Source organism: Marinobacter sp. BSs20148, assembly GCF_000283275.1.
In the GTDB taxonomy this organism is placed as follows: Bacteria; Pseudomonadota; Gammaproteobacteria; order Pseudomonadales; family Oleiphilaceae; genus Marinobacter; species Marinobacter psychrophilus.
The window spans coordinates 2,108,730-2,132,489 of sequence record NC_018268.1 but is presented as its reverse complement, the minus strand read 5'-3'; the positions used below and the strand labels follow the sequence as shown (position 1 = coordinate 2,132,489).

At 52.1% G+C, this 23,760-nt stretch carries 23 protein-coding genes; 9 read left to right on the top strand and 14 right to left on the bottom strand.

Annotated features, from left to right (window positions below):
- Nucleotides 1–260: 260 nt before the first annotated feature.
- Nucleotides 261–491, bottom strand: coding sequence for a hypothetical protein (locus tag MRBBS_RS09655; RefSeq protein ID WP_014871311.1), 231 nt, complete (start codon nucleotides 489–491; stop codon nucleotides 261–263).
- Between the two features lie 221 nt (nucleotides 492–712).
- Between MRBBS_RS09655 and MRBBS_RS09650 the strand changes: the two genes are divergently transcribed.
- The gene (locus MRBBS_RS09650; protein ID WP_041635226.1) at nucleotides 713–1,915 is read left to right on the top strand and encodes a CaiB/BaiF CoA transferase family protein; all 1,203 of its coding nucleotides are present in this window, start codon (nucleotides 713–715) and stop codon (nucleotides 1,913–1,915) included.
- 24 nt (nucleotides 1,916–1,939) lie between these two features.
- On the opposite strand, the gene MRBBS_RS09645 is transcribed toward MRBBS_RS09650, so the two are convergent.
- Complete coding sequence (locus MRBBS_RS09645; RefSeq protein WP_014871310.1) at nucleotides 1,940–3,070, bottom strand: L-dopachrome tautomerase-related protein; 1,131 nt, start codon at nucleotides 3,068–3,070, stop codon at nucleotides 1,940–1,942.
- A 283-nt stretch (nucleotides 3,071–3,353) separates the two neighbouring features.
- On the opposite strand from MRBBS_RS09645, the gene MRBBS_RS09640 reads away from it, so the two are divergent.
- Complete coding sequence (locus tag MRBBS_RS09640) at nucleotides 3,354–3,887, top strand: DUF1569 domain-containing protein (protein ID WP_041635225.1); 534 nt, start codon at nucleotides 3,354–3,356, stop codon at nucleotides 3,885–3,887.
- Between the two features lie 31 nt (nucleotides 3,888–3,918).
- On the opposite strand, the gene MRBBS_RS09635 is transcribed toward MRBBS_RS09640, so the two are convergent.
- The gene (locus tag MRBBS_RS09635) at nucleotides 3,919–5,193 is read right to left on the bottom strand and encodes an MFS transporter (RefSeq protein WP_014871308.1); all 1,275 of its coding nucleotides are present in this window, start codon (nucleotides 5,191–5,193) and stop codon (nucleotides 3,919–3,921) included.
- A gap of 365 nt (nucleotides 5,194–5,558) precedes the next feature.
- Between MRBBS_RS09635 and MRBBS_RS09630 the strand changes: the two genes are divergently transcribed.
- The gene (locus MRBBS_RS09630; protein ID WP_014871307.1) at nucleotides 5,559–6,206 is read left to right on the top strand and encodes an alternative oxidase; all 648 of its coding nucleotides are present in this window, start codon (nucleotides 5,559–5,561) and stop codon (nucleotides 6,204–6,206) included.
- 100 nt (nucleotides 6,207–6,306) lie between these two features.
- On the opposite strand, the gene MRBBS_RS09625 is transcribed toward MRBBS_RS09630, so the two are convergent.
- The gene (locus MRBBS_RS09625) at nucleotides 6,307–7,266 is read right to left on the bottom strand and encodes a TerB family tellurite resistance protein (RefSeq protein ID WP_014871306.1); all 960 of its coding nucleotides are present in this window, start codon (nucleotides 7,264–7,266) and stop codon (nucleotides 6,307–6,309) included.
- A gap of 165 nt (nucleotides 7,267–7,431) precedes the next feature.
- Here MRBBS_RS09625 and MRBBS_RS20455 point away from each other — a divergent pair, with 165 nt between their 5' ends.
- The 3 genes from MRBBS_RS20455 to MRBBS_RS09620 all read left to right on the top strand — a co-directional run bounded on the left by MRBBS_RS20455 (nucleotide 7,432) and on the right by MRBBS_RS09620 (nucleotide 8,845).
- Nucleotides 7,432–7,593 carry a DUF1456 family protein gene (locus tag MRBBS_RS20455; RefSeq protein WP_413540178.1) on the top strand — a complete coding sequence of 54 codons (162 nt, stop codon included), beginning with the start codon at nucleotides 7,432–7,434 and terminating at the stop codon, nucleotides 7,591–7,593.
- A gap of 166 nt (nucleotides 7,594–7,759) precedes the next feature.
- Nucleotides 7,760–7,918, top strand: coding sequence for a DUF1456 family protein (locus MRBBS_RS20450; protein WP_413540186.1), 159 nt, complete (start codon nucleotides 7,760–7,762; stop codon nucleotides 7,916–7,918).
- A 135-nt stretch (nucleotides 7,919–8,053) separates the two neighbouring features.
- Nucleotides 8,054–8,845, top strand: coding sequence for an enoyl-CoA hydratase (locus tag MRBBS_RS09620; protein WP_041635224.1), 792 nt, complete (start codon nucleotides 8,054–8,056; stop codon nucleotides 8,843–8,845).
- Here MRBBS_RS09620 and MRBBS_RS09615 read toward each other — a convergent pair.
- From MRBBS_RS09615 to MRBBS_RS09605, 3 genes are read right to left on the bottom strand one after another with little or no spacing between them, the layout of a single operon-like run.
- The gene (locus tag MRBBS_RS09615) at nucleotides 8,842–9,354 is read right to left on the bottom strand and encodes a DUF192 domain-containing protein (RefSeq protein WP_014871303.1); all 513 of its coding nucleotides are present in this window, start codon (nucleotides 9,352–9,354) and stop codon (nucleotides 8,842–8,844) included. The genes MRBBS_RS09620 and MRBBS_RS09615 overlap by 4 nt on opposite strands.
- A complete protein-coding gene (locus tag MRBBS_RS09610) occupies nucleotides 9,351–10,112 on the bottom strand; it encodes an ABC transporter permease (RefSeq protein ID WP_014871302.1) in 762 nt (253 codons plus the stop codon). Before MRBBS_RS09610 ends, MRBBS_RS09615 begins: the two co-directional genes overlap by 4 nt.
- Before the next feature lie 19 nt (nucleotides 10,113–10,131).
- Nucleotides 10,132–11,049: an ABC transporter ATP-binding protein gene (locus MRBBS_RS09605; protein WP_014871301.1), complete on the bottom strand. Its 918-nt coding sequence runs from the start codon at nucleotides 11,047–11,049 to the stop codon at nucleotides 10,132–10,134.
- 219 nt (nucleotides 11,050–11,268) lie between these two features.
- Here MRBBS_RS09605 and MRBBS_RS09600 point away from each other — a divergent pair, with 219 nt between their 5' ends.
- On the top strand, nucleotides 11,269–11,712 hold the full coding sequence (locus tag MRBBS_RS09600; RefSeq protein ID WP_014871300.1) for a hypothetical protein: 444 nt from the start codon (nucleotides 11,269–11,271) through the stop codon (nucleotides 11,710–11,712).
- Here the strand turns inward: MRBBS_RS09600 and selD are convergent.
- From selD to recQ, 5 genes are all read right to left on the bottom strand, one after another.
- Entirely contained in the window at nucleotides 11,706–14,021 is a 2,316-nt protein-coding gene (gene selD, locus MRBBS_RS09595) for a selenide, water dikinase SelD (RefSeq protein WP_014871299.1), read from the bottom strand. The genes MRBBS_RS09600 and selD overlap by 7 nt on opposite strands.
- A complete protein-coding gene (locus tag MRBBS_RS09590) occupies nucleotides 14,021–14,587 on the bottom strand; it encodes a hypothetical protein (RefSeq protein WP_014871298.1) in 567 nt (188 codons plus the stop codon). Before MRBBS_RS09590 ends, selD begins: the two co-directional genes overlap by 1 nt.
- 237 nt (nucleotides 14,588–14,824) lie before the next feature.
- Nucleotides 14,825–15,208 (bottom strand): hypothetical protein, encoded by a 384-nt coding sequence (locus MRBBS_RS09585; protein ID WP_014871296.1) that lies wholly within the window; start codon nucleotides 15,206–15,208, stop codon nucleotides 14,825–14,827.
- Between the two features lie 92 nt (nucleotides 15,209–15,300).
- Nucleotides 15,301–16,827, bottom strand: a complete 1,527-nt coding sequence (locus tag MRBBS_RS09580) for a bifunctional GNAT family N-acetyltransferase/carbon-nitrogen hydrolase family protein (RefSeq protein WP_014871295.1) — start codon at nucleotides 16,825–16,827, stop codon at nucleotides 15,301–15,303.
- A gap of 117 nt (nucleotides 16,828–16,944) precedes the next feature.
- Entirely contained in the window at nucleotides 16,945–18,804 is a 1,860-nt protein-coding gene (gene recQ / locus MRBBS_RS09575; protein WP_041635222.1) for a DNA helicase RecQ, read from the bottom strand.
- A gap of 322 nt (nucleotides 18,805–19,126) precedes the next feature.
- Here recQ and MRBBS_RS09570 point away from each other — a divergent pair, with 322 nt between their 5' ends.
- Nucleotides 19,127–20,320: a 1-acyl-sn-glycerol-3-phosphate acyltransferase gene (locus MRBBS_RS09570; RefSeq protein ID WP_014871293.1), complete on the top strand. Its 1,194-nt coding sequence runs from the start codon at nucleotides 19,127–19,129 to the stop codon at nucleotides 20,318–20,320.
- A 79-nt stretch (nucleotides 20,321–20,399) separates the two neighbouring features.
- On the opposite strand, the gene MRBBS_RS09565 is transcribed toward MRBBS_RS09570, so the two are convergent.
- Nucleotides 20,400–21,812, bottom strand: a complete 1,413-nt coding sequence (locus MRBBS_RS09565; protein ID WP_014871292.1) for a TrkH family potassium uptake protein — start codon at nucleotides 21,810–21,812, stop codon at nucleotides 20,400–20,402.
- A gap of 261 nt (nucleotides 21,813–22,073) precedes the next feature.
- Between MRBBS_RS09565 and MRBBS_RS09560 the strand changes: the two genes are divergently transcribed.
- On the top strand, nucleotides 22,074–22,682 hold the full coding sequence (locus tag MRBBS_RS09560) for an ATP-dependent zinc protease (RefSeq protein ID WP_144012706.1): 609 nt from the start codon (nucleotides 22,074–22,076) through the stop codon (nucleotides 22,680–22,682).
- Nucleotides 22,683–22,730: 48 nt separating this feature from the next.
- Here MRBBS_RS09560 and MRBBS_RS09555 read toward each other — a convergent pair whose 3' ends face one another.
- A complete protein-coding gene (locus MRBBS_RS09555) occupies nucleotides 22,731–23,657 on the bottom strand; it encodes a DNA replication terminus site-binding protein (protein ID WP_014871290.1) in 927 nt (308 codons plus the stop codon).
- Nucleotides 23,658–23,760: the final 103 nt, after the last annotated feature.

The following is a 23,760-nucleotide window of genomic DNA, read 5'->3' as shown; positions in this document are numbered from 1 at the left end:
GTTATGTTTAAAAAACGAGCAGAAAATAGCTGCGAGGGTAACTTGCCTCGTCGGTTAGATGTCAGGGCGAAAACGACGGATGACGCGTCTAACCTATTCAGGCGCTCCCGCAAGAAAGAGATATAGCGCTATGAAAATGTCGAATTTTCTAAAAATATTGAGGAAGGTCAGGAGGATATTTTCGACCAAGTTGGTCTTTCCACGGCGCATCAATAACCCGTCACTGGCCTGATATCAATCTTTGATGGGCTGAACAACCTTCAGGTTAGCGTTATGTTTATAACACCGAGGAGAATAAGCGCCAGTGCCGCTGGCCAGGGGCTTCGCAACACAATGCCGAACATCGTCAGCGGGATCAGAACGGTTAATGCCGCCAGTATGTGGGGCAATTCTGCTACGGCGCTTGCGGACATACTGAATACGTGAATAAGCCCTAAAGCGCCGAACAGCAGGGTTAACCAGACATTCCAATTAAGACGTTGTGACGACAATTTTTCTTCCCTTCTAGCGTTTCGGTGGCTATCGCTGAGCATTAACGGTTTAAACTCGCGTGTAGAAAGCGTTTTATCTTTCTCGATATACGGTCGCGATTGGGTTAAAGGGTATCGGCTAATCTGGATCACTTCAGATATGAATACTCATTGATCATTAGCGACGAGTACCATCGGGTCAGTGGAGATGACAGAAGCATCGAAATAACAGGAGCACCTACATGACTGGCCCACTCAACGGCATCCGAATTATTGACCTGACAGCCATGGTATCTGGCCCTTTGGCTACCATGATGCTGGCAGACCAGGGCGCCGAGGTGATCAAGGTCGAGAATCCGTCCGGCGGCGATTTCACCCGGTCTGCCGCCAACCGGCAGGGCAATGTGTCAGCGTCTTTTCTCAATAACAACCGCAATAAAAAGTCGGTGGCGCTCAATCTGAAAGAGCCGGCGGGTCGCGAAGCGCTGTTAAAGCTGGTGGCTACCGCTGATGTGTTCGTGCAGAATTTTCGCCCTGGCGTAATCGACAGGATGGGCCTGGGCGAGGACGAATTGCGCAAGGTGGCCCCGAACCTGATTATGGTGTCCATCAGTGGCTTTGGTGACACCGGTCCCTTCGCCCAACGGCCGGTTTACGATCCGCTGATCCAGGCCCTGTCGGGTCTGGCCACGGTGCAGGCCGGCACTGACGAACGGCGTCCGCAACTGGTCAGAACCATTCTGCCTGACAAACTCACTGGCGTTGTTGCTGCCCAGGCCATCACCGCGGCCCTGTTTGCCCGCGAGCGCAGCGGTGAGGGTCAACATGTCCGGTTGTCCATGCTGGACGCCATCATCGCGTTTCTGTGGAGTTCCGACATGGGCAGCCAGACGTTTGTGCAAGGTGCATTGCCTCAGCAGGCCGCTGCCAGTTTTCAGGATCTGATCTACCAGACGACTACCGGTTATGTCACCATCGCGGTGCAGAATGATCGCGAGTGGCAGGCTCTGATCCGCGCTGTGAATCGGCCGGAATGGGCCGAGGACCCGAGGTTCTTGACGGCAGAGCTGCGGCAGAAAAACATCGATGCTCGGCTCGATCTGATCCAGTCCGTGATCAGGACAGACTCGGCAGAGCACTGGCTGGCGCGACTGGCGGAAGAGTCAGTGCCCTGCGCGCCGGTACTGACCCGCACGGAGGTGCTGAATCATCCACAGGTTCAGGCCAATGATTTACTGGTGGAGTACAACCACCCGCAGGCTGGCTCTATTCGCCAGACCCGCGCCCCGGCACGGTTTTCAGCCTCGCCAACGCAACCTTTGCAAGGTGCCCCGGCTCTCGGTCAGGACACTGCGGCTTTGCTGGCAGCCTGCGGCTATTCCGCGGATGACATACAGACCCTGATCGATTCAGGCGTGGCAGGCCTGCCAGGCCTACCAGAGTAAGAGCCGCCATGAGTGATTGCAGTGTTACTCTTCAACGTCTCCAACCCAGACCTTATAGATAGAGTAGGGCGGCTTACCCTGATCTTTACCACCGGTGAAGGGAGGCGCTTTGTGCAGCTGGTTGACCGCAACGTAGAGCCAGCCATGCGGGCCCATACGGACACTGTCAGGCCAGCTCAGACGCTCGTCTCGTGCCAGGGGTTCCAGGCTACCTCCAGGCAGCAGAACATCAATGCCGTTGTGATTCAGGTTGGTGAAAAAGTGGCGGCCTGCAGCGTCGGTATCGGCGCCGTCAGACACCGGTTTGGGCCCAATCCGGACAATCGCATCTGCAACTCGTTCGTCACTGGCGTGCTCGCGCAACAGGCTGGCGGGCACGCTAAACCAGTCCAGACCATTCATGGCACCAAAGTAGACGGTGCTGCGGTCATCTGACAGGGTGATGGGGTTAGCCCCGACGTTCGCGGGTGCGCCGCCAAACTGTATGGCCTCGCCATTGATCACCAGGCGCGCATCGGCTTGTGGTTGAAGCGACGCATGACCCTGAAAGCGCCAGGTGTCGCCACTTGCCAGATTGACCGTCAGCAGGCCGGGATTGGCGATATCCGCCAGATAAGCAAAGCCCCGTTTGCGGTCAACCACCAAATCTTGAATAAAACTGCCTTTCGGCGCCACATCTGCTGGCAGGGTTACTCTCTGGATCAATTCACCGGAGGCGATAGTAAACCCCCAGATTCGGGTTTTGCCCAGATGATTGCCGGTGTCGGTAATCCAGAGCCCACCCTGGCCATCCAGTGCAATGCCTAGAGGCGAGTCGATCGTGGCGTCCTGGTAGTTGCCATTGTGCGTTTGAACCTCGGTGGACGGCCAGGCACGGTAACTGTGGGGTCCGGTCACCTCAATGAGCTGTACGTCGTGATCGCCGTCCATCGGATGGATAGTGGAAAAAACACGACCGTCCGCGCTGACGGCCACGTTGCCGGGGCGAATTTGCAACATTGCGACGGTTCGTATTTCTCCACGCACCGGCTCCAGTGTCGCGGCGTTTGTTGCGACGGCCCCGCCGTGACTCCAGTTGCCAACGGCATTGCAACCGGCCAGAAGCATCGGTATTAGCAGCGCGCCCAATGCGCGCGTTGAAACACGAATCGTCATAACTTTCTCCTTAATAAATTAAGCCCGCATGTACGAGTTGTACTAGACGACCGATCAAAAAATGCCAACAAAATGAGCCCTCAACCATACTGTAACAATCGACGGTACGATCAGCGGGTCGTTTAGTGGTAACAACTGCAGGAATAGTCATAAAATTAGGGGCGGGTAGGATTTTAATGACTCTAGACAATCATTCAAGTGCGTCACAACAGAGGCGGCCGCCCACCAGCCGCCTCTGTTGTGACGATGCTCAGCTCAGCGTCTGCTTATATGAGGTGATTAGATGAATCGTCGAAATATTCTCTTAGGAATAATGGCTGGCGGGTTTGTTGTTGGTACGAGCGGTGTTGTGTGGTTAGGAAGCGGATCTAACGATAGAGCACTGACAATTGATGCTTCTCTTAGAACTCTCGATAAATTGATGAACGATAAGATCGCGACACTGGGAGAATGGAATATCTATCAGATACTGATTCATTCGGCCCAAAGCGTTGAGTTCTCGATGTCCAGTTTTCCTGAGCACAAGCCAGCCCTTTTCAAGAAGACCGTTGGCAAACTGGCATTTGCCGCATTTTCTGCAAAAGGAAAAATGACTCATGACTTGAGCGAGGCAATTCCAGGGGCTCCTTTGATCAAGGAAAGCGGCGATATAAGCTACGCCTATCATCGGTTCAAGGAGTCGATGATTAAGTTTAAGGGCTATCATGGCCATCTGGCAGAGCACTTCGCCTATGGAAACATGACCAAGCAACAGTATGAACAGGCGCATGCAATGCACTTCTACAATCATCTTTTGGAGATAGAGCTAACAAGTTAGTCTAGAAGACGCTTGAAGTTGCTGCGGCCTGCTAAGGGTTCTCGGCCTCATCCGCGACGGGTGCCAACGGCTCGCCATCTTCGTCCAGGAGCTGGTAATCGTATGCCGCCTGCAGGCCGGTTTGGTCTTCAACCTGTTCCTCCTCGGGTTCATGGTCAATGTAGCGTGGGTACAGGGGCGACAACATGGCGACCAGGATGCCGATCGCGGAAAAGGTAGAAAATGCATTGGCGTAGCCAAATTCGCTCACCAGCATGCCGACAACGGGCGAGCCAGTTGCCTGCCCGAGCGAGACAGCCATGAATGGCAGTACCGGCCCCATCGACAATCGGCCCGGCAACAAGCGAATGCCCGTCACCAGATAGAGCCCCGTCAGGCTCATATAGGCCAGACCGAAGACCAGCGCAGAGAATGCCGCGAGCACCAGCTGATCAGGGCTGGCAGCAAGCAGTGCCAGGCTCGCGGATAACATCACCAGCATTAGTGAGTGTGTGATGGGTGGGTTGTTGCGATCGGCCAGGTCGGCCACCACGGCACCTCCGATGCCGGCAATACCAACCGCTAGCCATAGCCACCCGGTTGCAGAGGGCGGTAGGCCGCCGAGGGTGACCATTAAATCGGGAGCGAAGATCCAGTATGCAGAGGAAACGAAACCCATCACGAATGCAAATAGCGAAAGCCTGAACAGACGCCACCACTGCAGGCCGCTGATTGGCGTTGTCGACGCAGCGTTCGTGGGAATGACCCGAGACACGGAAGGGATAAAGTACCACACGGCAACGACGCCAATCCCCGCTAGGATGGCGAAGGACAGGTACGCGAACCGCCAAGCGCCAGATAGGAAAAGAACCACCGGTACGGCAACGACGACGCCAATGCTGGTGCCCGCATTCATGACTGAACTGACACGGCCGTGCACCGCGCGGCTCACCATAGCCTGCATGGCGGCCGTGAGCGCCGGCATCATAAGGCCGGTGCAAATGCCGCACGCAAACACACCCACTCCCAGCGACATAGCATCAGACGCCTGGCTGATAAGCGCCAGACCGACGACGCCGAAACCACACGACAGGACGGCCGTATTACGGGCACCGAGACGATCGGCGGAGAGCGGTGCCACCAGGGTCGCCAGAAGGAAACTGACAAGAGGCAGCGCGCCGATGATACCGATTACTTCAGGCGTAAGACCCAACTCGGCCCGGATAGGGGGTACAAACAGACCAAAGGCGAAGCGCGCGAGCCCGTAACTAATCGCGATCAGCACCGCACCAAAGAGCGCGAACCCTGTGTTCGAGAGAGACTTCATGCCACCTCCGCCAGTAAGGCATCGAGTATTCCCGGAAACAGGAGCGTGGAAACCGGAAGTCGGGTCAGATTCATAGATGTAATTTGGGCTTTAGTTGTACCAGAAATAGTGTCTAAAAATAAACCTGTCCCAGTTTTTCCTTTCACAAAACCGGGAAAGATCTATTTCGTTTGGTGTCATGCTGATTTCTCAGAAAGTGGGCAAGCACCAGCGTCTAGAAAGTAAATGATTACATTCGAGTAGTGTGCAAGGGACAGTGATCTAACTGGTTGGCGGACCTCGTAATTATAGACGCCGCGAGCATTCCCCGCGTCGGCGGTATTTTTTTATGGGGTCTTGGTACGCTTAATTTGGAGATCGTTAACATGAACGAAGCATTGGGGTCTTTTTCAACGGAACACAACAGTGATCCGCTGAGTAAACATCACACCCCTTCGGGCTTTTCTGACCGCGTGGCCTTTCGCTTAACCAGGCTTCTACGTTTTTTTGCGGATCTTTTTTTTGCCAAGCGCTACGGACACCGTGCGGTGGTGCTGGAAACCGTAGCAGCCGTGCCGGGGATGGTTGGCGGGATGGTCGGGCATATGCGCTCGCTTCGTCGGATGGAAGACAATCGGGAATGGATCCACACACTGCTGGAAGAGGCTGAAAACGAACGCATGCACCTGATGACGTTTGTACAAATTGCTCAGCCCAGCTTTTTGGAAAGGGTGCTGATTTTGCTTGCGCAGGGGATTTTTTTCACCAGCTTTCTCTTTCTTTATATTGTTTCTGGTCGCACCGCACACCGGCTGGTGGGTTATTTCGAAGAAGAAGCGGTCTATAGCTATGGCGAATACCTGGCTGAGGTGGACAGCGGCCGTTTGGAAAACGTGGCCGCGCCGCAGATTGCAATTGACTATTGGAAATTGCCCGCTGATGCGACTTTGCGCGATGTCATTATAGTGGTCAGGCTTGATGAAGCGGGTCATCGGGATGTTAACCACCGCTTTGCCGATAGCTTTGACCATTGATTACGTGTTTTTTTGAGACCAAGGTCTTAATTAAATATTTGGACTAAATGTGCAGTGGCAGTGCCGCCGCCTCTTAGGGAATGGAATCTTAGGGGCGCGGCTACTCCTGTGGAGGAACCTGAGGCGCGCTGGTATTTTTTTTACGCCCAAGCCGGGAAAAAACGGTTCTCGATTTTTGTCCGAAAGAACCAAAACTCTTTTTCGAGGCTTGAATTCCAGCCGCTATGCCCGATAGGGCAGATTGCCGTTGACGATTCAGGCCTTCCAGTCCTGCCTTCGCACCTTCGGATACAGTGGTAGAGAAAGAGTTTACAGTCATGAAAACTGTGCTGACACGCTCTATAGCCATTTCCTCACGTTCGTCAATGGCTCCGTCGGCTTCTGCCAAACCGGTAAGAAACGAGATGATCTCGTTAGACATGGATTTGTAGTTGCAGTCAGGGTTGGATTTTTTAAAGCGAGCAAGCTGCTCGCTTATTCCTTTCACAGTGTATTGATCAGCCTGTAACTCGATCAGCAAGAGTCCCTTATCGACGAAGTCCATGTCATAGCCCCACTGGTTTACAAAATAGAACTTAATAAACTCTCGCTCTTGGTGATTCACCTTGCCATCCAGGGAGGCCAGCTTTACCCCCAGCATAGCGATCATGTCGAAAAGGCCAGTGGCTAAAATATCCAGAGGCGTATTGATAAAATCCGGAATCGATTTCACTCTGTCAGACGATCCACGAACAAAATATTTTCCGATAACAATGCTCAGCCCTGCACCAGCGACACCTGCGGCTATGGCCCAGCCAACCGGTGTGGCGGCTGTGCCAATCCCCAGCACACCCAGAAATCCCGATTGAGTAAAAAAGGTTGAAGCGACCAACGACGACTGGGCAACGGCAACGCCCGTTGTTGCGCCGGTAGCTGCATCAACACTGTCGAGGAAGTGCTTCTTGAGCTTTAACGACGTGTAAGCGTCTTCGCCGATGTCAAGTTTCAGCTTGAATCGAAGGGAGTCCTGAATCACCTTTTCGACGCTTTGCATCACGTCTTCTGTCTGAGAATCGGTCATCGAATTTGGTCTGCCGCTACAGGAAAGGTTGAGATTAATGAACATTCGAAGATCACTATAAAGCTGACAATCGGTTCGGGTTAGAAGTTGCAGTTATGGTAAAATATTGTGTTCTAAAAGACGGTTTTAACTGAGCTGGATTCACCTAAGACTAGGAATTATATTTTGACCAATAATGATGTTTTACGCCGTGTACGATATATCTTTGATTTAAATGACAGTACTACGATTGAAATCTTCTCTTTAGCTGACTTTACCGTAACCGAAGAGCAGGTCTCTGCTTGGACTAAAAAAAGAAGAAGACGATACTTTTCTGAAGCTCAATGACACGGCGTTAGCTGTTTTTCTTAATGGCTTTATTATTTATAAGCGTGGTAAACGTGATGGCGAGCAGCCAGAGCCAGAGACGCAGCTGAATAATAATATTGTATTCCAGAAACTGCGAATTGCTCTAAATTTAAAGGCTGATGATATTTTGGCCATTTTTCAGTTGGTGGAGTTTCAATTAAGTAACCATGAATTAAGTGCGCTTTTCCGCAAGCCAGGTAATAAGAATTATCGAGAGTGTAAAGACCAGATCCTTCGAAACTTTTTGCTAGGTTTGCAGCGCCAGGTTCGGCCAAACCATGATGCTTCAGACGTTGAATCGTAGCAAAATGCCGAACCACCGGCAGATGAACTCTCTGCCATGCTACTAATGTCGCTTCGACATGATTGTCAGGCTATTCAATACTTGAATGCGCAACCTAATGTTCTGAATAAAAATGGCAAACAAAAGGAAAGCATCATGACGTCTGAATCGGATTCCCTGCTATTAGTCGATAATTTGGACGGCGTCACCACGCTTAAACTGAATAATCCGGCCGGTCGTAACAGTTTGTCGATGGCGATGCTGCAAGCGTTGCACGATCAGTTGGTGGTATTGGCTGATGACGCCGCCACGCGGGTTGTGGTTTTGGCCGCCAGTGGCAAGGTGTTTTGTGCCGGTCACGATTTGAAAGAGGTACAGGGTCAGCTCGGCAGCACGCCGTTTATGCTGTCTCTGTTTGAGTTGTGCAGCAAGGTGATGCAGCAGATTGTGAATTTGCCGAAACCGGTGATTGCCCGAGTTGATGGCGTAGCCACAGCGGCCGGCTGCCAGCTGGTGGCCAGTTGTGATCTGGCGGTTGCCGGTGAAACGGCGCGCTTCGCGACGCCTGGGGTGAATATCGGTTTGTTCTGTTCCACGCCAATGGTGGCGCTGTCCCGCAACGTATCACCAAAACACGCCATGGAAATGTTACTCACCGGCGAGATGATCAGTGCTGCCCGGGCAGAGCAGATCGGGTTGGTGAATCGGGTGGTTGCCGACAGCGAACTGGATAATGCGGTTGCACAGCTGGCGGGTACAATCGCCGGCAAATCTGGCCATACTTTGAAAATCGGCAAACAGGCGTTTTATCGTCAGCTGGAAATGCCCCTGCACGAAGCCTATGCCTTCACCTCGCAGGTGATGGCGAAGAACCTGGAAGCTGAGGATGCGGAAGAGGGCATTTGCGCGTTTCTGGCGAAGCGGCCGGCTAAGTGGCAGGATCGCTAAGGTCTGCTGGCGCAAAGCGTCGGAGCTGTCTGTAAGCGATCGCCCAGAGTTAATTGATAACGGCTAAAAAATCCGGCGTTCATCTCTATAGCTTGGACAAATTCGGCGCCCGCCGGGTAGGTCGGGCAGTTGGACGCCGCAACAGATTTGCAAGGCTCCATCCGATTAATGGCCACAATGATGCCTTGCTCGTTTACATAGGCAATGTCTAGGGCTATCAGTGTGTTGCGCATCCAGAAGCTGTTTTCGGCAGACTGAAGGCTGTTGTAGTCAAACAGCATGCCGCTGTGTTCTTCCAGTTTGTCCCGTCCCATCAGGCCGATGCGCCGCTGTTCTGCTGTTTCGGCCCATTCCAGGTTAACAGAAACGCTCTGTTCTTCACTCACAAAGCATGCTGATTGCGCCGGCAACACCTGGGACTCAAGGGCCTGGGCACCAGTGGTGCACGCCACCATCAGCAGCGATACACTCAAGGCGATAAGTCTTGGTTTTAACGCGACCAGGTTCATGGGCGCAGTCTGTATCCGGTTTTGAAAATCCAACTGATGGTCACTAAGCAGGCGGTGAGAAAACCCAACGTCATAAGTAGGCTAACGCCAATGTGGACGTCAGACACGCCGAAAAATGCCCAGCGAAAGCCACTGATCAGGTACACCACGGGATTGAACAGGCTGATGGTTTGCCAGATCTCTGGCAGCATGTCGATTGAATAAAATGTGCCGCCCAAAAATGTTAATGGAGTCACAATCATCATTGGAACAACTTGTAGCTTTTCGAAGTTGTCAGCCCAAATGCCAATAATAAAGCCGAACAGGCTGAAGGTGACGGAGGTGAGTACTAAGAAAGATACCATCCAGAACGGGTGTAAAATGCTGTAATCCACAAAAAACTTAGAGGTAGCCAGGATGATCAGCCCCAGTATCACCGACTTTGTGGCCGCAGCACCCACGTAACCCAGTACCACCTCGATATAGGATATAGGCGCCGACAGCACCTCGTAGACGGTGCCCGAAAATTTTGGCATGTAAATGCCGAAAGACGCGTTGGAAATGCTGTTCATCAGCAGTGACAGCATGACTAACCCGGGGATGATAAATGCGCCATAAGGCACATCGCCAATATCGCCCATGCGAGCGCCTATGGCCGAACCGAAAACCACGAAATACAAGCACGTGGAAATCACCGGCGAGAGTATGCTCTGCATCAGGGTTCGCTGCATGCGGGCCATTTCAAATTTATAGATGGCGCTTACGCCGTAAAAATTCATGCCGTTCTCCGTAGGGTGTTCATTCACGCACCAGCCCAACAAATATGTCTTCGAGAGAGGTTTCCCGGGTTTTCAAGTCGCGGTATTCAATGCCAAGGTCGCCCAGGGTTCTTAGCAGTTGGGCAATACCGGTCTGCTCGTGTTGGGCGAAGGTGTAAATCAGTTCTTGGCCAGACTCGGACAGCTCCAAAGATTCCGCAGCCAATTCGGGGGGCAAAAATTCGAGTTTGTTTTGCAATTGCAGGCGCAGTTCTTTTTTCCCCAACTTGCTCATCAGCTGGTTTTTGTCTTCCACTAGTATGATTTCGCCCTGACGGATAACCCCGATACGATCCGCCATTTCTTCGGCTTCTTCGATGTAGTGGGTGGTCAGAATGATAGTGACGCCACTTTCCCGCAGTTGGCGCACCAGCGCCCACATATCCCGGCGCAGTTCTACGTCTACACCAGCGGTGGGTTCGTCTAGAAACAGGATGCGTGGCTCGTGGGACAGAGCTTTGGCAATCATTACTCGGCGCTTCATGCCGCCAGACAACGTCATTATGTGATTGTTGCGTTTGTCCCACAACGATAGAGCCTTCAATATTTTTTCAATGTGAGCCGGGTTTGCCGGTTTACCAAACAATCCTCGGCTGAAGGAGACAGCGGCCCAAACGGTTTCAAACGAATCGGTGGCGAGTTCTTGCGGCACCAGACCTATGGCTTGCCGAGCTTGACGGTAGTCGCGAATGATATCGTTACCCGCAGCCAGAACCTGACCCGATGACATATTCACCAGACCGCAGATAATGCTGATCAGCGTGGTTTTTCCCGCACCGTTGGGGCCCAGCAGCGCGAATATTTCGCCGCGGCTAATGTCGAGGTTGATGTCTTTCAGGGCCTGAAAGCCGCTGTCGTAGGATTTGTTGAGGTTTTTTATGGAAATTTCCGGTTGCACGGCACCATCCTGTTGTAAAAAAATAAACACTGGCCTGCTTTAAAAAAAAGTAAATACTGGCCTATTTTCCAATAGATAAACACTGGCTGAATGATAGCAAGCGATCATTTTGTCATGACTTCGGTTGCTTTAGAAACCTTTGAATGAGCGGCAGAACTGTCCATAATGCCGTTTTACCAGCAAGGTGTGCCAATGATACGTGGGATAAAGGTTTCGAGTTTGAAAATAGGTCTGATTATCGTATTGATTGCCGTCGCTGCTCTGGCGCTGCGCTGGTTGGATAGCTCGAATAGCAAAAAGACGGGGCAGCAGACCAGCACCTGTAACCTGCAAAAGAGCAACTGCGACTGGCCACAACAGGGCCAGAACTGGCGGGTAAGCCTGTCTGACATCACCACGAATAACGACACGGAGAACAATTACCGCCTAGACATTGTAGCTCCTGGCGCGCCTCAGCCGCTATTAGTGGTGTTACGCGGCGAGTCTATGTACATGGGCGAATACCCGGTGCCACTGGTGCGCAATGGCAATGATTATTACGCCGAATTTTCCGCGCCTTTTTGCACCACCGGCGACGCTATGAATTGGCGCCTAGACTTGCAAAAAGGCATGACGCCGCTGGTCGATCAACCGCCGTTCAGGATGGTGTTTCAGGCCTACTGATCGACCAGAGTTATGTCGGCGTTGGCGATATTATCAGTGCCGCTTGTGGGTGTTCCTATAACCCATGCTTCACCTTTTTTAACAACGCCGACAACCGCGGCGTGAGCATAACCGCGCTGGCGTAATGCCATTAAACAATCTTCAACATTGTTCGCAGGTACGCTTGCCAGCAAGCCTCCTGCGGTTTGTGGGTCAAACAGCAGCGGATAAACCGGATGGTTTTGCCACTGGCTGACCTGCTCAATACGGCTGGCTGCGCTGCTGTTGGCAATGTGAAGTGAGCTTAAAATGCCCTGGCTGCTGGTTTCTAATGCACCGTCCAGTAGCGGTATGGTGGCAAGGTTAAGCTCCACAGCACAACTCGATGGGCGTAGCATTTCTGCCAGGTGTCCAAGCAGGCCAAATCCGGTAACGTCGGTGCAAGCTGTTGCGTGGTGTTGCTGAAAACACTCGGCAGCGCTGGCACTGGACTGCGTCATGCAGCGCAGAGCTGCGTCAATCCAACGGCCTTTGGCAATCAGCTGTGCATGTGCAGCCAGTAGAGTTCCGGTGCCTATGGGCTTGGTGAGAATAATAGCGTCACCGGGTTGCATTCCGCCCTTGCTCATCAGCACAGCGGGATCAATCAGGCCGTTCACCGCAAACCCGAGAGCCAGTTCCTGGCCTTCGCCGGTATGGCCGCCCACCAAAGCACAATTGGCATCATTTAACACCGACACAGCGCCTGCCATCATTTGATAGATTTGTTCTTCCACTTTGCTTTCGATGCCATAGGGCACGGTGGCGATAGCCGTAGCGCTTTGCGGCGTTGCACCCATGGCAAAGATATCCCCCAGGCTGTGATTGGCGGCAATCTGGCCAAACAGGTAGGGGTCATCAATGAAGGCACGAAAGAAGTCCACCGTTTGTACAATGGCTTTGCCAGGAGGCATGCGCAATACGGCAGCGTCATCCGGAGCGTGAAGGCCAACTATGACATCATCACGGTTCACCGGCTGCAGCTTTGACAGCGCGCGAGACAACACCGTGCTACCGACCTTAGCACCGCAACCGCCGCAGCGCATGGTGGCCAAAGACAGCGCTTGGGCGGCGTCTTCGGTGGAACGTGCAGCGGCGGTATTCGGTTTAACCAGCTTGTTAGGCATGGCCGGCAGCTCTTTGAATTTCTTCATAAAGCGACGGTCGATCTGGTCTTTCCAATGCCACACCAACGTGCCGGATACGCTCAGCTTTCCGCGCGAGGCTACCGCGTAGCGGTCACCGGTGGAAATCAACGCCAGCCATTTTTTCTGAGGGTGATAGTTCAACGGCGTTTTGCCAAGGGCCATCCGGCGCAGATTATCCGCCAGCGGCTTGCCTTGGCGTACCGCAAATACTCCGGCTTTTTCCCGCGGGTGGTGAGTCATGTTGGCAATATCGCCAACCGCAAAAATGCGATCGTTGTTTTCAACCTGAAGCGTATTGCGAACTCGAATAAACAAACCGTCGTCCAGTGCCAACCCCGTTCGGGCCAGCCATTTCGGGCCGCCGGCTCGGGTCACCCAGAGCACTTCGTCCGCCATCAAGGGCGTTTTTACGCCTTCAATTTGTAAGGTTCGAGCGGTTACTTCGGTGACTGCCGCACCCAAATGAACATTCACACCCCGCTCAGCCAGAGTGCGTTCAAATAGGGCGCGTACTTTTGGGTTGTGGGTGGGCAATATCGTGTCAGCGGCATCCAGTATGTGCACGTGGAGTTCTTCCGCTTGGCTGCCAACGTTGCGTAGTTCGTTGTGCAAGCGGTATTGCATAGCCAGAGCCATTTCAACGCCACCAGCGCCTGCACCTACTACAGCCAGTGTGAACGGGCCCTGGTGTTGTTTTATGCGGTCAAGCAAGTCCAGCCAGTGCCGATTGAAGCGGTTAATTGGTTTCACTGGCACTGCGTGTTCGGCGGCACCTTTCACTCCGGCAGTGCGCGGTGAAGAACCAATGTTGATAGAGAGCAAATCGTAGCTGACAGGCGGGCGATCACGGCAGATAACCTGCTGGGTGGCAGTATCCAGGCCGATGGCTTCGTCCCGGTAAAAGCGCGCTCCTGCAAACTCAGCCAGTCGGCTTAAATCAATATGGATGTCGTCATGGCTGTAGTGGCCTGCAATGTAACCGGGCAACATGCCAGAGTACGGCGTGTCGGTGTCGCGGCAAATCAGCGTTAAACGCACGCCAGGTAAGGGATTCATGGCGAACTGCCGCAGAACCCCGACGTGGCTGTGCCCGCCGCCAAGCAGGACAATGTCCTGTAATACAGGCTGGTCAGACTGTTGCATTAAACGAGTTTCTTGGCTTCAGCCGCCAGCTGGTCAAAGTCCTTTATGCTGGCAAACGCTTTTAGCTTTTCTTGGTCTTCGGCGCTGGGATAGGCAATCTGGCCGATAGTGTTCAATCCGGCTTCTTTCATTTTTTTCTGGGTAGCGGGGCCAATGCCTTTGACTCGGGTCAGGTCGGAGGGATCTGCCAGTTGAGTTGTTTTTGCTTTGGTTTTAGCCGGAGCTTGAGTGGGTGCCTTTGCCGGTGCTTCAGCAGCTGCAGACGCAGGTGAAGGTGCGGCTTTGGGCTTGATTTTTTTCGGTGCTTTCGATTTTAATGGCGTGGATTCTGAAGCTACAACAGACTCAGCCGCAGGCTTTGCCTTTTGTTTCTTGGGTACTGCAGGAGTCTGCAACACCGGTTTCTTGTTGTCTGGCTTATCTTCGTCGGCGTGTCCAATGCCCAATCGTTCCAGCAAGCTGTTTTGCATTTCTTGAAATTCCTGAAGCCGGCGCTCGAATTCGTCGTTGAAGCGCTTCATTTCGCGATCACGCAGCTCGTCAATGTCCTTACGCAGCTTGTGCACAGGCTGTTTTATCTGGGTTTGCAGATTGTCGAACTGTTTTAGAGCATCATTAAACAGACTTTCAATGTGTGATGTGGTTTTAGCGAATTTCTTGTTTACTTTTTTTACAATTTTTTTCGACGTTTTTTGACTTTTCTTTCTTGGCCATGATGTTGTTCTCAGGAGGGTTGGGGCAATAGATTTGCGGTGAATGGCAAAACTGAAAATCAGTACAAAGCTGGTTCAGGCCGTCTTCTGTCACGCTGCGCCGGGGCCTGATGAGCGGCGGGACCGAATAGACTGCTTTCTGGTTAAGACACTGCGAATACGACTTAAGCTATCACTTAGGTGGGGTTTTTTTTGCCGGTCCGGATCAACAAACTCAACGGAGTAAAAAAAATTACTACAGTGTTTTCGGCGTTGGATGATTACGCCGTTTATGCCTTGGGCGTAAATTTCGTCTACTGGCATGGTCATCACCAAGTCCAGAATAATGGTGTCGCCGGGTTCGAACACTTTGTCACTTTTTAATACGCATCCGTAAGTGTCTAACTCAAACACTGGAACATCCACACGTTCTTTACGAAACAGCCCATGCCGAAAGTGGAAGCGGGCGCGTAAATCGGGTAATGCCTCATTCATCAATAAAGATTCCTGCCGTCATGTCAACGTTTGACGAACCTTGTTGCTCGCTTCCTAAAGTACTAGGTTCGACCAGTTTTTCAAGCCAATCATTAGAACGGACGTGTTTTTAGCTGATAGAGATCAACCCGGCGATCTTTAAGATTGGTCACCGAACCTTCGTTACGCACCAGCGTCAGCTTTTCAAGGTCCATATCAGAAAACATGATCATTTCGGTGTTCGGAGTGGTTTCAGCCATCACCGCGTCATGGGGAAATCCAAAGTCTGAGGGCGAAAATACCGAAGACTGCGCGTACTGGATATCCAGGTTCTCTACCTTTGGCAGGTTGCCAACGCTGCCGGTAATGACCACATAGCATTCGTTTTCAATAGCACGGGCCTGAGCGCAGTGACGCACTCGCAGATAGCCGTTCTTGGTATCGGTCCAGAAGGGCACGCAAATGATGTCTACCTCCTGCTCGGCTGCCATGCGCCCCAGCTCCGGGAACTCAATGTCGTAGCAGATCATAATAGCGACGCGGCCGGCGTCTGTGTCAAACACCTTGAACTCGTTGCCACCCTCAATCACCCAGTCACGGCGTTCATGTGGGGTGATGTGAATTTTACGCTGCTCGTCTACGCGGCCATCGCGGTGGCACAGGTACGATACGTTGTAGACCCGGTCATTTTCAATCAGCGGCATTGAGCCTGTGATTATATTGATGTTGTAACTGACCGCCATGTCGGACATTTCATTACGGAACTGTTCAGTGAACCCCGCAAGGAAACGTACGGCGCGTGTTTGGTCGACCTGATCCGTCAGGCCCATCAAGGGCGCGTTAAAAAACTCTGGAAACAGGGCGAAGTCGCTTTTGTAGTCCGACAAGGCATCAACAAAATACTCAACCTGCGTTAACACTTCCTCAACCGATGCAAACTCACGCATCTGCCACTGAACTGCACCCATGCGAACTTGGGTTTTACGTGTGTTCAGAACCGAGGACGGGGGAACATACAGAATGTTCCGCCATTCCAGCAGGGTTGCATAGCCAAGAGATTTTTCATCTTCCGGCAAATATTTGTGTAACAAGCGGGTTACCTGAAACTCATTGGACAGCTGAAAACTCAGGATCGGGTCATAAATATCTTTACGGCTTACCCGTTCGATGTATTCGGCCGGGGTAGAGTGGTCTTTGTATTTGTGATAATTCGGAATACGACCCCCAGCCAAAATGGCGCGCAGGTTCATGGAGCGGCAAAGTTCTTTGCGGGCCTCATAAAGCCGGCGACCCAGGCGGTAACCGCGGTATTCGGGGTGAATAAAGACATCTAGGCCGTACAGCGAATCGCCTTTTACGTCGTGTCGGAGTTTTTCATCACGCAGAATCAGGTCATCATAAGTGTGCGGATTGCTGAACCTTTCGTACGGCACGCTCACCGTTAGCGCCACGGCTACCAGTTCGCCACTTTTTTCAATACAGATCTGGCCATCTGGAAACTGTTTTACCAGGGCTTTGATGGTGTCGCGCGGCCAGGCTCCGCCAATATCATGGTAAACACGGTCCATCAGAACTTGCAGTTGGTTGTAATCATCCAGCGTCAGGTTGCGAAGGTTCAAATGCAGTTCTTCATGGGCCATGAACAGGGGCTCCCGTGGGCGTTCAGTCAGTTGGTGGCGCGGAAAAAACACGCGTTCCCAGAGAGTAAAAGACAATTGATCCTAACAGAAGTGGAAAATCCAGGCATAACGTTCCGTTCAGACGCGCAAGCTGTTCAGCGTTTGTAAAAACAGCTCGCCGTACTTTTCCAGCTTAGCAGCACCCACCCCGCTGACTTCGGCTAGCGCCTCCAGAGTGGCCGGGCGGCGCTCCAGCATGTCGAACAGCGTGGTGTCGTGGAAAATAACGTAAGGCGGCACACCTTGCTTATCCGCGAGCTGTTTGCGGCAGGCCCGCAGCGCTTCCCAGCCGTCGTGATCCGTAATCTGCTCCCGCACCGATGCAGCGGAGCGTGAGCTGCCTTTTGCCGTACTTTTTGGTGGCTCCGGATCTTTACGTAATTGAACGCTGGCTTCGCCTTTTAACAGGGGGCGGCACTGTTCGGTCAGTTGCAAAGCACCGTAACCGTCTGGGTCTGCTCTTAGATAGCCGTTTGCCACCAGTTGGCGAAACACCGATTTCCACTCGTTGGCGGTTAAGTCTTTGCCGATTCCGTAAGTGGACACCTGCTGGTGACCCATTTGAACCAAGCGATCGTTTTCAGATCCGCGCAGCACATCAATCAGGTAGGTCACACCAAAGCGCTGACCGGTGCGAAATACGCAAGACAAAGCTTTTTGTACGGCAACGGTGCCATCCCAGGTCTCTGGCGGCGTCAGGCAGGTATCGCAATTACCGCAGGGTTGGTCCAGTTCGTCGCCGAAGTAGTTCAGCAGTACCTTGCGCCTGCAACCGGTAACCTCACAAAGGCCCAGCATGGCGTCAAGCTTTTGCCGCTCAATCCGTTTGAAGTGATCGTTACCCTGGGATGTTTCCAGCATTTGCCGCAGTTTGATCACATCTTGCAGGCCGTAAACCATCCATGCGGTGGAGGGTTTGCCGTCGCGACCAGCACGGCCGGTTTCCTGATAATAAGCTTCCAGGCTTTTTGGCAAATCGAGGTGGGCGACAAAGCGCACATCCGGTTTGTCTATGCCCATACCAAACGCGATGGTAGCCACGATAATAATGCTGTCTTCGCGCAGGAAACGGTTCTGGTTTGATGCTCGCTCATCTGCAGCTAAGCCGGCGTGATAGGGCAGTGCGTTGTAACCTTTGCTTTGTAATAGCTTTGCGGTGGCGTCTACTTTTTTCCGGGAAAGACAGTAAACGATGCCGCAATCGCCTTCATGTTCAGTTTTAATAAAGTCGAGTAACTGTTTGTTAGCATTAATTTTTGGCGTAATTCTGTACTGAATATTAGGGCGATCAAAACCGCTAATAAAATGTCGGGCCTGGGTTAGCGACAGGCGTTCGGCAATTTCTTTACGGGTGCGCTCATCGGCGGTGGCTGTCAAAGCGATACGTGGTATGTCGGGAAAAGTTTGCGCGAGCATGCTCAACTGCAAGTAATCCGAACGGAAGTCGTGACCCCACTGTGAAACACAATGAGCTTCGTCGATTGCAAACAGAGCGATGGAGGTATTGTGCAGCAGCTCTATAGTGCGGGGCTGAATCAGCCGCTCCGGAGCGCAATACAGCAAATCCAGCTCACCCGACATCAGAGCGTATTCGGTAGCTCGGGCTTGCTCGAAGTCCATAGTGGAATTCAAAAAAGCGGCTCGAACTCCCAGTTCTTTCAGGGCATTTACTTGGTCTTGCATCAACGCTATTAACGGAGACACCACGATACCGGTGCCCGGGCGGACCAGGGCTGGAACTTGATAACACAGGGATTTACCGCCGCCGGTGGGCATTAGCACCAGCGCGTCGCCGCCAGCGCACAGCTCTTTTACAATGTCCTCCTGTAGCGGGCGAAAGCTGTCATAGCCAAACACTTCATGCAGCACCTGTTCCGGGGTCTGCACGGCTGTAGGTCGTTCGCTTGAGAGCTGTTCGAAGTCCTGATGGGAGTACATAATAAACGTGTTTACCCGCAAGCCGCCTGAATGGAGCAGCGCCGACCGAGCGGCACTGTGTATTTCTGCGGCAGAATCATAGCAGATTTCGGAGTGGGTGTTTTGCTCCGTGGGATGGCTAATACATGCCAACGGCACTATACAATACGAAAGCTGAGTCATTTGAGGGCACAGGCGTAGCAAAAATTCGTGCAGCTTCATTAACGGGTAAGGAAAATTGGCTTTTAAAACGATACAATAGCGTTAAAAATTTACGGCCTTTGCAAAAGCGTGATTCTTACCAAGGCTCGCGGCTCTCGACTAACACAAGGTTTTACTATTAATGCAGAAATTTGATGCCATTCGTCCTTACTCGGACGAAGAGACTTCCGCCGTAATACAACGATTAGTGCACGATCGGGAATTTCTGAACCTGATTGGCCGTATCAAATCGCCCGGAGTTGCACGCTGGGCGCCGGCGATGTTGCGGGGAATTGTGAGTTATTGGTTGCGCCGCCGTTTTGGTGGTTTCACTCGTATCGACGATCTGCAAGCGTCGTTGTCGGGCTATGTTGGCGAACTGGTCGGAAATACCACCACCCGGGTTACCCAGAGCGGGTTACAGAATCTGGAGCAGGAATCTACCCACCTGTTTATCTGTAATCATCGCGACATTGTTTTTGACCCAATGATTGTAAATTTCTTGTTGTACAACCAAGGGCTAAAAACCACTCGCATCGCCATTGGCGACAACTTGCTCGAAAATCGTGTGTTTGCTGAAATGATGCGATTAAATAAGAGCTTTGTGGTGCGGCGCAGCATGACCAGCCCACGGGAAATACGCGACGCTTACCTTATGCTATCCGAGTTTATCACTCATAGCATCGAGACCCACAACGGGGTGTGGATTGCGCAACGTGAAGGGCGGGCTAAAGACGGTATAGACCGCACAGATCCTGCTATTGTGAAGATGTTTCACATGAGCCCGAAAAAATCCGGACTGGATTTCCAAACAGCGATAAACCGGCTGAGTATTGTGCCGGTATCGATTGCCTATGAATTTGACCCCTGTGATCTGGATAAAGCCAATGAGCTGGAAATCCGGGCCCGCACTGGTGCTTACCTAAAAGCAGAAGGCGAAGATACCAGTCAGATTATGCGCGGACTAACCGGCTTTAAAGGCCACGTACACGTGCACTTCGGCGCACCCATCGAAGACGCAGAGGACAACCCAAAAGCGTTGGCGGCGCGGATTGACAGGGAAGTTCACAGCCACTATCACTTGCACCCATCCAATCTGGTGGCGTATCAGTTGCGTGAAGCTGCAGCGGGCAGGGGGCCGATAGAGGCCGGTCTGTTTGCTTCTCTAGCTGCAGCCGAAAGCTGCACGCGCCAGGCTTTGGGAGTCGCTGAGAACGAGCTGCAGAAACGTCTAGATGCTTGTGAAGCAGCCGCGCGGCCCTACCTATTGGACATGTATGCTAACCCGGTAACGAGTGCGCTGAACGCCATGAGCACGGCTGACGTAAGCACTTGACAAGAGTGCTGGAACTTGGCTAGAACTTGGCAGGAATTGACTAGAAAGTACTGAATCGCCGCGCTTGGGCGCGGCAAGTTTAACTGCGCCAGAAAGCTGGCGACAGCACCACTACCACGCTCAATATTTCTAAACGTCCCATCAGCATACCTACGCCCAACAGCCATTTAGCGGCATCTGGCAGTGGCCCAAAATTCCCGGCAGGGCCTATGATATCACCCAAGCCCGGACCAACATTGGTCAAAGCCGTCAGTGCACCGGACAAAGACGTGGTGAAGTCCAGCTGCATAGCGGCCAGCGAAACCGTCAAAATCAACAGGCATAGCAGGAAGATGAATGTGTAGGCGATCATCGAGGTAATAATCTCGTCGCTGACGGCACGACCGTTGTAATTACGGGTTAACACAGCCCGCGGATGAAGCAGGCGCATCAGATTCTCACGCAGAACAATGACTGACAATTGAAAGCGAAATATTTTCATGCCGCCAGATGTGGAGCCGGAGCAACCGCCCACAAACATTAAAAAGAAGAACACAACAAAGGCCAACGGGCCCCATGCAGAGTAATCTTCCGACGCGTAACCGGTGGTGGTGACCACAGAGGTGACATTAAACAGTGTGGATATGTAATTGCTAACCGGATTGAAGGGAACGGCAGATACCGCCCAGCGATACAGCGTTAACAGCAAGGGTACAATCAGCAGGATGGTCAGGAATAGCCGCACCTGTTGGTCACGGAACAACACGCCACGCTGGCCATGCAATTCCCGCACAAACAGAAAGAAGGGCACACTGCCCAAAATCATAAAAAACGTAGATTCCAAGAGAATTAGGTCGTTGAATTTGCCCATAGACAAATCTGACGTAGAAAAGCCGCCGGTGGAGATGCTCGTCAGGCCATGGTTAAAGGCATCAAACAATGTCATGCCCGACACCCAATAGGTCAGTACTGCGACTACTGAGAAAAGTAGGTACACCCCTAATAATCCGCGGCTCAGGGTTTTCATCCGGGGCAGGGCTTTGTCGGTCCACTCTGACGATTCGGTAGCAAAAAGGCGCATACCGCCTACCCGCAAAAATGGAAGCACAGCAACGAACATACCGATAATGCCAATGCCACCTATCCATTGCAGAATAGAACGCCAAAGCAGCAGATCACGGTCCATAGTGTCCAGATCACTGAATACCGTTGCACCGGTGGTGGTGATGCCCGACGTTCCCTCAAAAAAAGCGTTAGCCGCCGATATGTTGTTATCACTCAGATAGAAAGGAAGCGAAGAAAACATAGCGATGAAAAACCAGCTCGATACTGTCAGCATGAACATGAAACGCGGTTTCAAGTCTCTGGACTGGCGATAGGTTGCCAGTATGCCAAACAGCCCCAATATGCACACAATGCCCGCCGATTCCATAAACGCAGCGCTGTTAGGAGCGTCAGAACCCATCAGAATAAGTGGCGGTAACATCATGAAAATACTTAAAAGTATAAACATGGCACTGATGATAAATACAACGGGCGTGAGGTTTCTCAAACGGTACTCGAATCGAGGTTATACAAAGGTTGCCAAGGATACCCCCGAGGCGCCAGCTCCGCAACTTGGTGGGACGCGAGCGGTGTTGAAAAAGGCCCTGATTACCGGTCAATTACATCGCTGTTAAAGCATCATCGAGTGCTTTTAACATTCTTTATCGGAGGTTATCTTGAAGGCCTTTTACTGCTCGTAGACGTTATCTTTCATCAAACGGGACGCATCATGATTCACATACGTTTATTGCTCATCACTGCGCTGGTCACCGCGCTTTCGTGGGCTCCCACTGCCAGTGCCCAAGACAAAGCCATTGGCAGTGGTAAGCGCCCCGGCGAAACTCTTGGGTTTGTTGAATGGGTGGTAATGCAAGACACCGGAGTACGGCTAAAAGCAAGGCTGGATACGGGCGCCAAGACCTCATCGCTGCACGCGGTAAATGTTGAGGAATTCGATAAAGGCGATGAACGCTGGGTGAGCTTTGAGTTGCCCTTGGGCGACCACGAAGACCAGCCCAGCGAAGGGAAGATAAGCCATGACGAAGTGGTGCTGGAATTTGAACTGCCGGTGGAGCGGGTAGTGCTGGTTAAACGCAAGGGAGCACCATCGCAACGGCGCTATGTGGTAAACATGGATTTTTGCGTGTCGGGCGAAGTGCATACAACCCAGTTTTCATTGGCCGATCGCGCAAAGTTTTCCTACCCAGTGCTTTTAGGCCGTCGTTTTATGAGCGACGACAACATTTTGGTGGACTCCACGAACGGCTTTATTGCTGTTAAACAATGTGAGTTTATTAGCCTGGAGAAAATTGCTGAAAACAATAAGACTCCATCGTGAATTTGCACCGCGATGGTTGCGGCTAAAGGCAGTCATCGTGCTTAAAAATTAGCATTGCAGGTAAATAGGCAACAAATCACTCACTTTTTCATAGTGCCCACGGTCTTTGAGACGTTGGCGACCGCTTCGAGTTTGCACATCGTAGTTTTTCAGAACTCCCAGCTTAATCGGCCGGCTAGGGTTCAGCATTAGAATAGGCGTATGGGCTTCGCGCATGTAGGTTTTTGCCGGTTCGCCATCAATTGCGCGATAGCGAAGATTTGCTAACGGGCGAACACGAAGTACGCGGCGCGACCGCAGTTGTGCGGATGCTGGCAATGAGCGAATGGCCATAATTTCTCGATCAATCTTGATGTCCCAGGGAACGTCGTCAATCGTTGAGCGCGGGCGTTGCCGAAATGATTCCAGCCTTTCGCATACCTGATCCGCAGTCATCTTTTTAATCTCTGTTTTTATGCCCCAGGTAAAGGTGCAGGACTGCAGTGGGGGAGAGCAGGGCAAAACCTGCAAACGTCGGGTAAGTTGGGCCAGAATCAGCCAGGGAAAATGCCTGTGAAGCAGTTCGAAACGATCATCCCGACTGCCAAGGCTTGGTATTAAAGACTCTATGGTGGTCTTGCTGCGATTGATCTCGGCCATTCGATCTAGAACCTGACTTTCATCGACGTTGGTTAACACCAATGCACCGGGAACCCGGTTGACAACTTTGGTGCTGTATTGCGGATGGCCGTACCAATCAGTCATTGCGTGAAGAGCCGCATGAAACGCTTCTGTTCCAGAAAGATCGGTGGGATGTATATCGGTAACAGGCTGGCTCTCGTTTTCACGAACAGTGCGTGGGATTTGATAGATGCGGCATTGAACGGGGTTGGCTTGCATCAACAATTGTTTGGCGTCGTCACAGAGGCGCTCCAGACATTCAACTGCCAGAACAATTTTTTGAAGAGTGTCTAGTTGTAAAAGCGAATAAGCCATTTCACCTCCTGTCTTATTGTAACTATACCAACATGCATCAGAATAACAAAGCATTAGCTTGCCCTCAACATCTAACATCAAGTCCAGCAAACAGGTAACCGGA

What these genes read in the sequence shown, in the direction of transcription:
- MRBBS_RS09650 (WP_041635226.1), top strand. Translation starts at nt 713, where the DNA reads ATGACTGGCCCACTCAACGGCATCCGAATTATTGACCTGACAGCCATG.
- MRBBS_RS09645 (WP_014871310.1), bottom strand. Translation starts at nt 3,070, where the DNA reads ATGACGATTCGTGTTTCAACGCGCGCATTGGGCGCGCTGCTAATACCG.
- MRBBS_RS09640 (WP_041635225.1), top strand. Translation starts at nt 3,354, where the DNA reads ATGAATCGTCGAAATATTCTCTTAGGAATAATGGCTGGCGGGTTTGTT.
- MRBBS_RS09635 (WP_014871308.1), bottom strand. Translation starts at nt 5,193, where the DNA reads ATGAAGTCTCTCTCGAACACAGGGTTCGCGCTCTTTGGTGCGGTGCTG.
- MRBBS_RS09630 (WP_014871307.1), top strand. Translation starts at nt 5,559, where the DNA reads ATGAACGAAGCATTGGGGTCTTTTTCAACGGAACACAACAGTGATCCG.
- MRBBS_RS09625 (WP_014871306.1), bottom strand. Translation starts at nt 7,266, where the DNA reads ATGACCGATTCTCAGACAGAAGACGTGATGCAAAGCGTCGAAAAGGTG.
- MRBBS_RS09620 (WP_041635224.1), top strand. Translation starts at nt 8,054, where the DNA reads ATGACGTCTGAATCGGATTCCCTGCTATTAGTCGATAATTTGGACGGC.
- MRBBS_RS09615 (WP_014871303.1), bottom strand. Translation starts at nt 9,354, where the DNA reads ATGAACCTGGTCGCGTTAAAACCAAGACTTATCGCCTTGAGTGTATCG.
- MRBBS_RS09610 (WP_014871302.1), bottom strand. Translation starts at nt 10,112, where the DNA reads ATGAATTTTTACGGCGTAAGCGCCATCTATAAATTTGAAATGGCCCGC.
- selD (WP_014871299.1), bottom strand. Translation starts at nt 14,021, where the DNA reads ATGCAACAGTCTGACCAGCCTGTATTACAGGACATTGTCCTGCTTGGC.
- MRBBS_RS09585 (WP_014871296.1), bottom strand. Translation starts at nt 15,208, where the DNA reads ATGAATGAGGCATTACCCGATTTACGCGCCCGCTTCCACTTTCGGCAT.
- MRBBS_RS09580 (WP_014871295.1), bottom strand. Translation starts at nt 16,827, where the DNA reads ATGGCCCATGAAGAACTGCATTTGAACCTTCGCAACCTGACGCTGGAT.
- recQ (WP_041635222.1), bottom strand. Translation starts at nt 18,804, where the DNA reads ATGTACTCCCATCAGGACTTCGAACAGCTCTCAAGCGAACGACCTACA.
- MRBBS_RS09570 (WP_014871293.1), top strand. Translation starts at nt 19,127, where the DNA reads ATGCAGAAATTTGATGCCATTCGTCCTTACTCGGACGAAGAGACTTCC.
- MRBBS_RS09565 (WP_014871292.1), bottom strand. Translation starts at nt 21,812, where the DNA reads ATGTTTATACTTTTAAGTATTTTCATGATGTTACCGCCACTTATTCTG.
- MRBBS_RS09560 (WP_144012706.1), top strand. Translation starts at nt 22,074, where the DNA reads ATGATTCACATACGTTTATTGCTCATCACTGCGCTGGTCACCGCGCTT.
- MRBBS_RS09555 (WP_014871290.1), bottom strand. Translation starts at nt 23,657, where the DNA reads ATGGCTTATTCGCTTTTACAACTAGACACTCTTCAAAAAATTGTTCTG.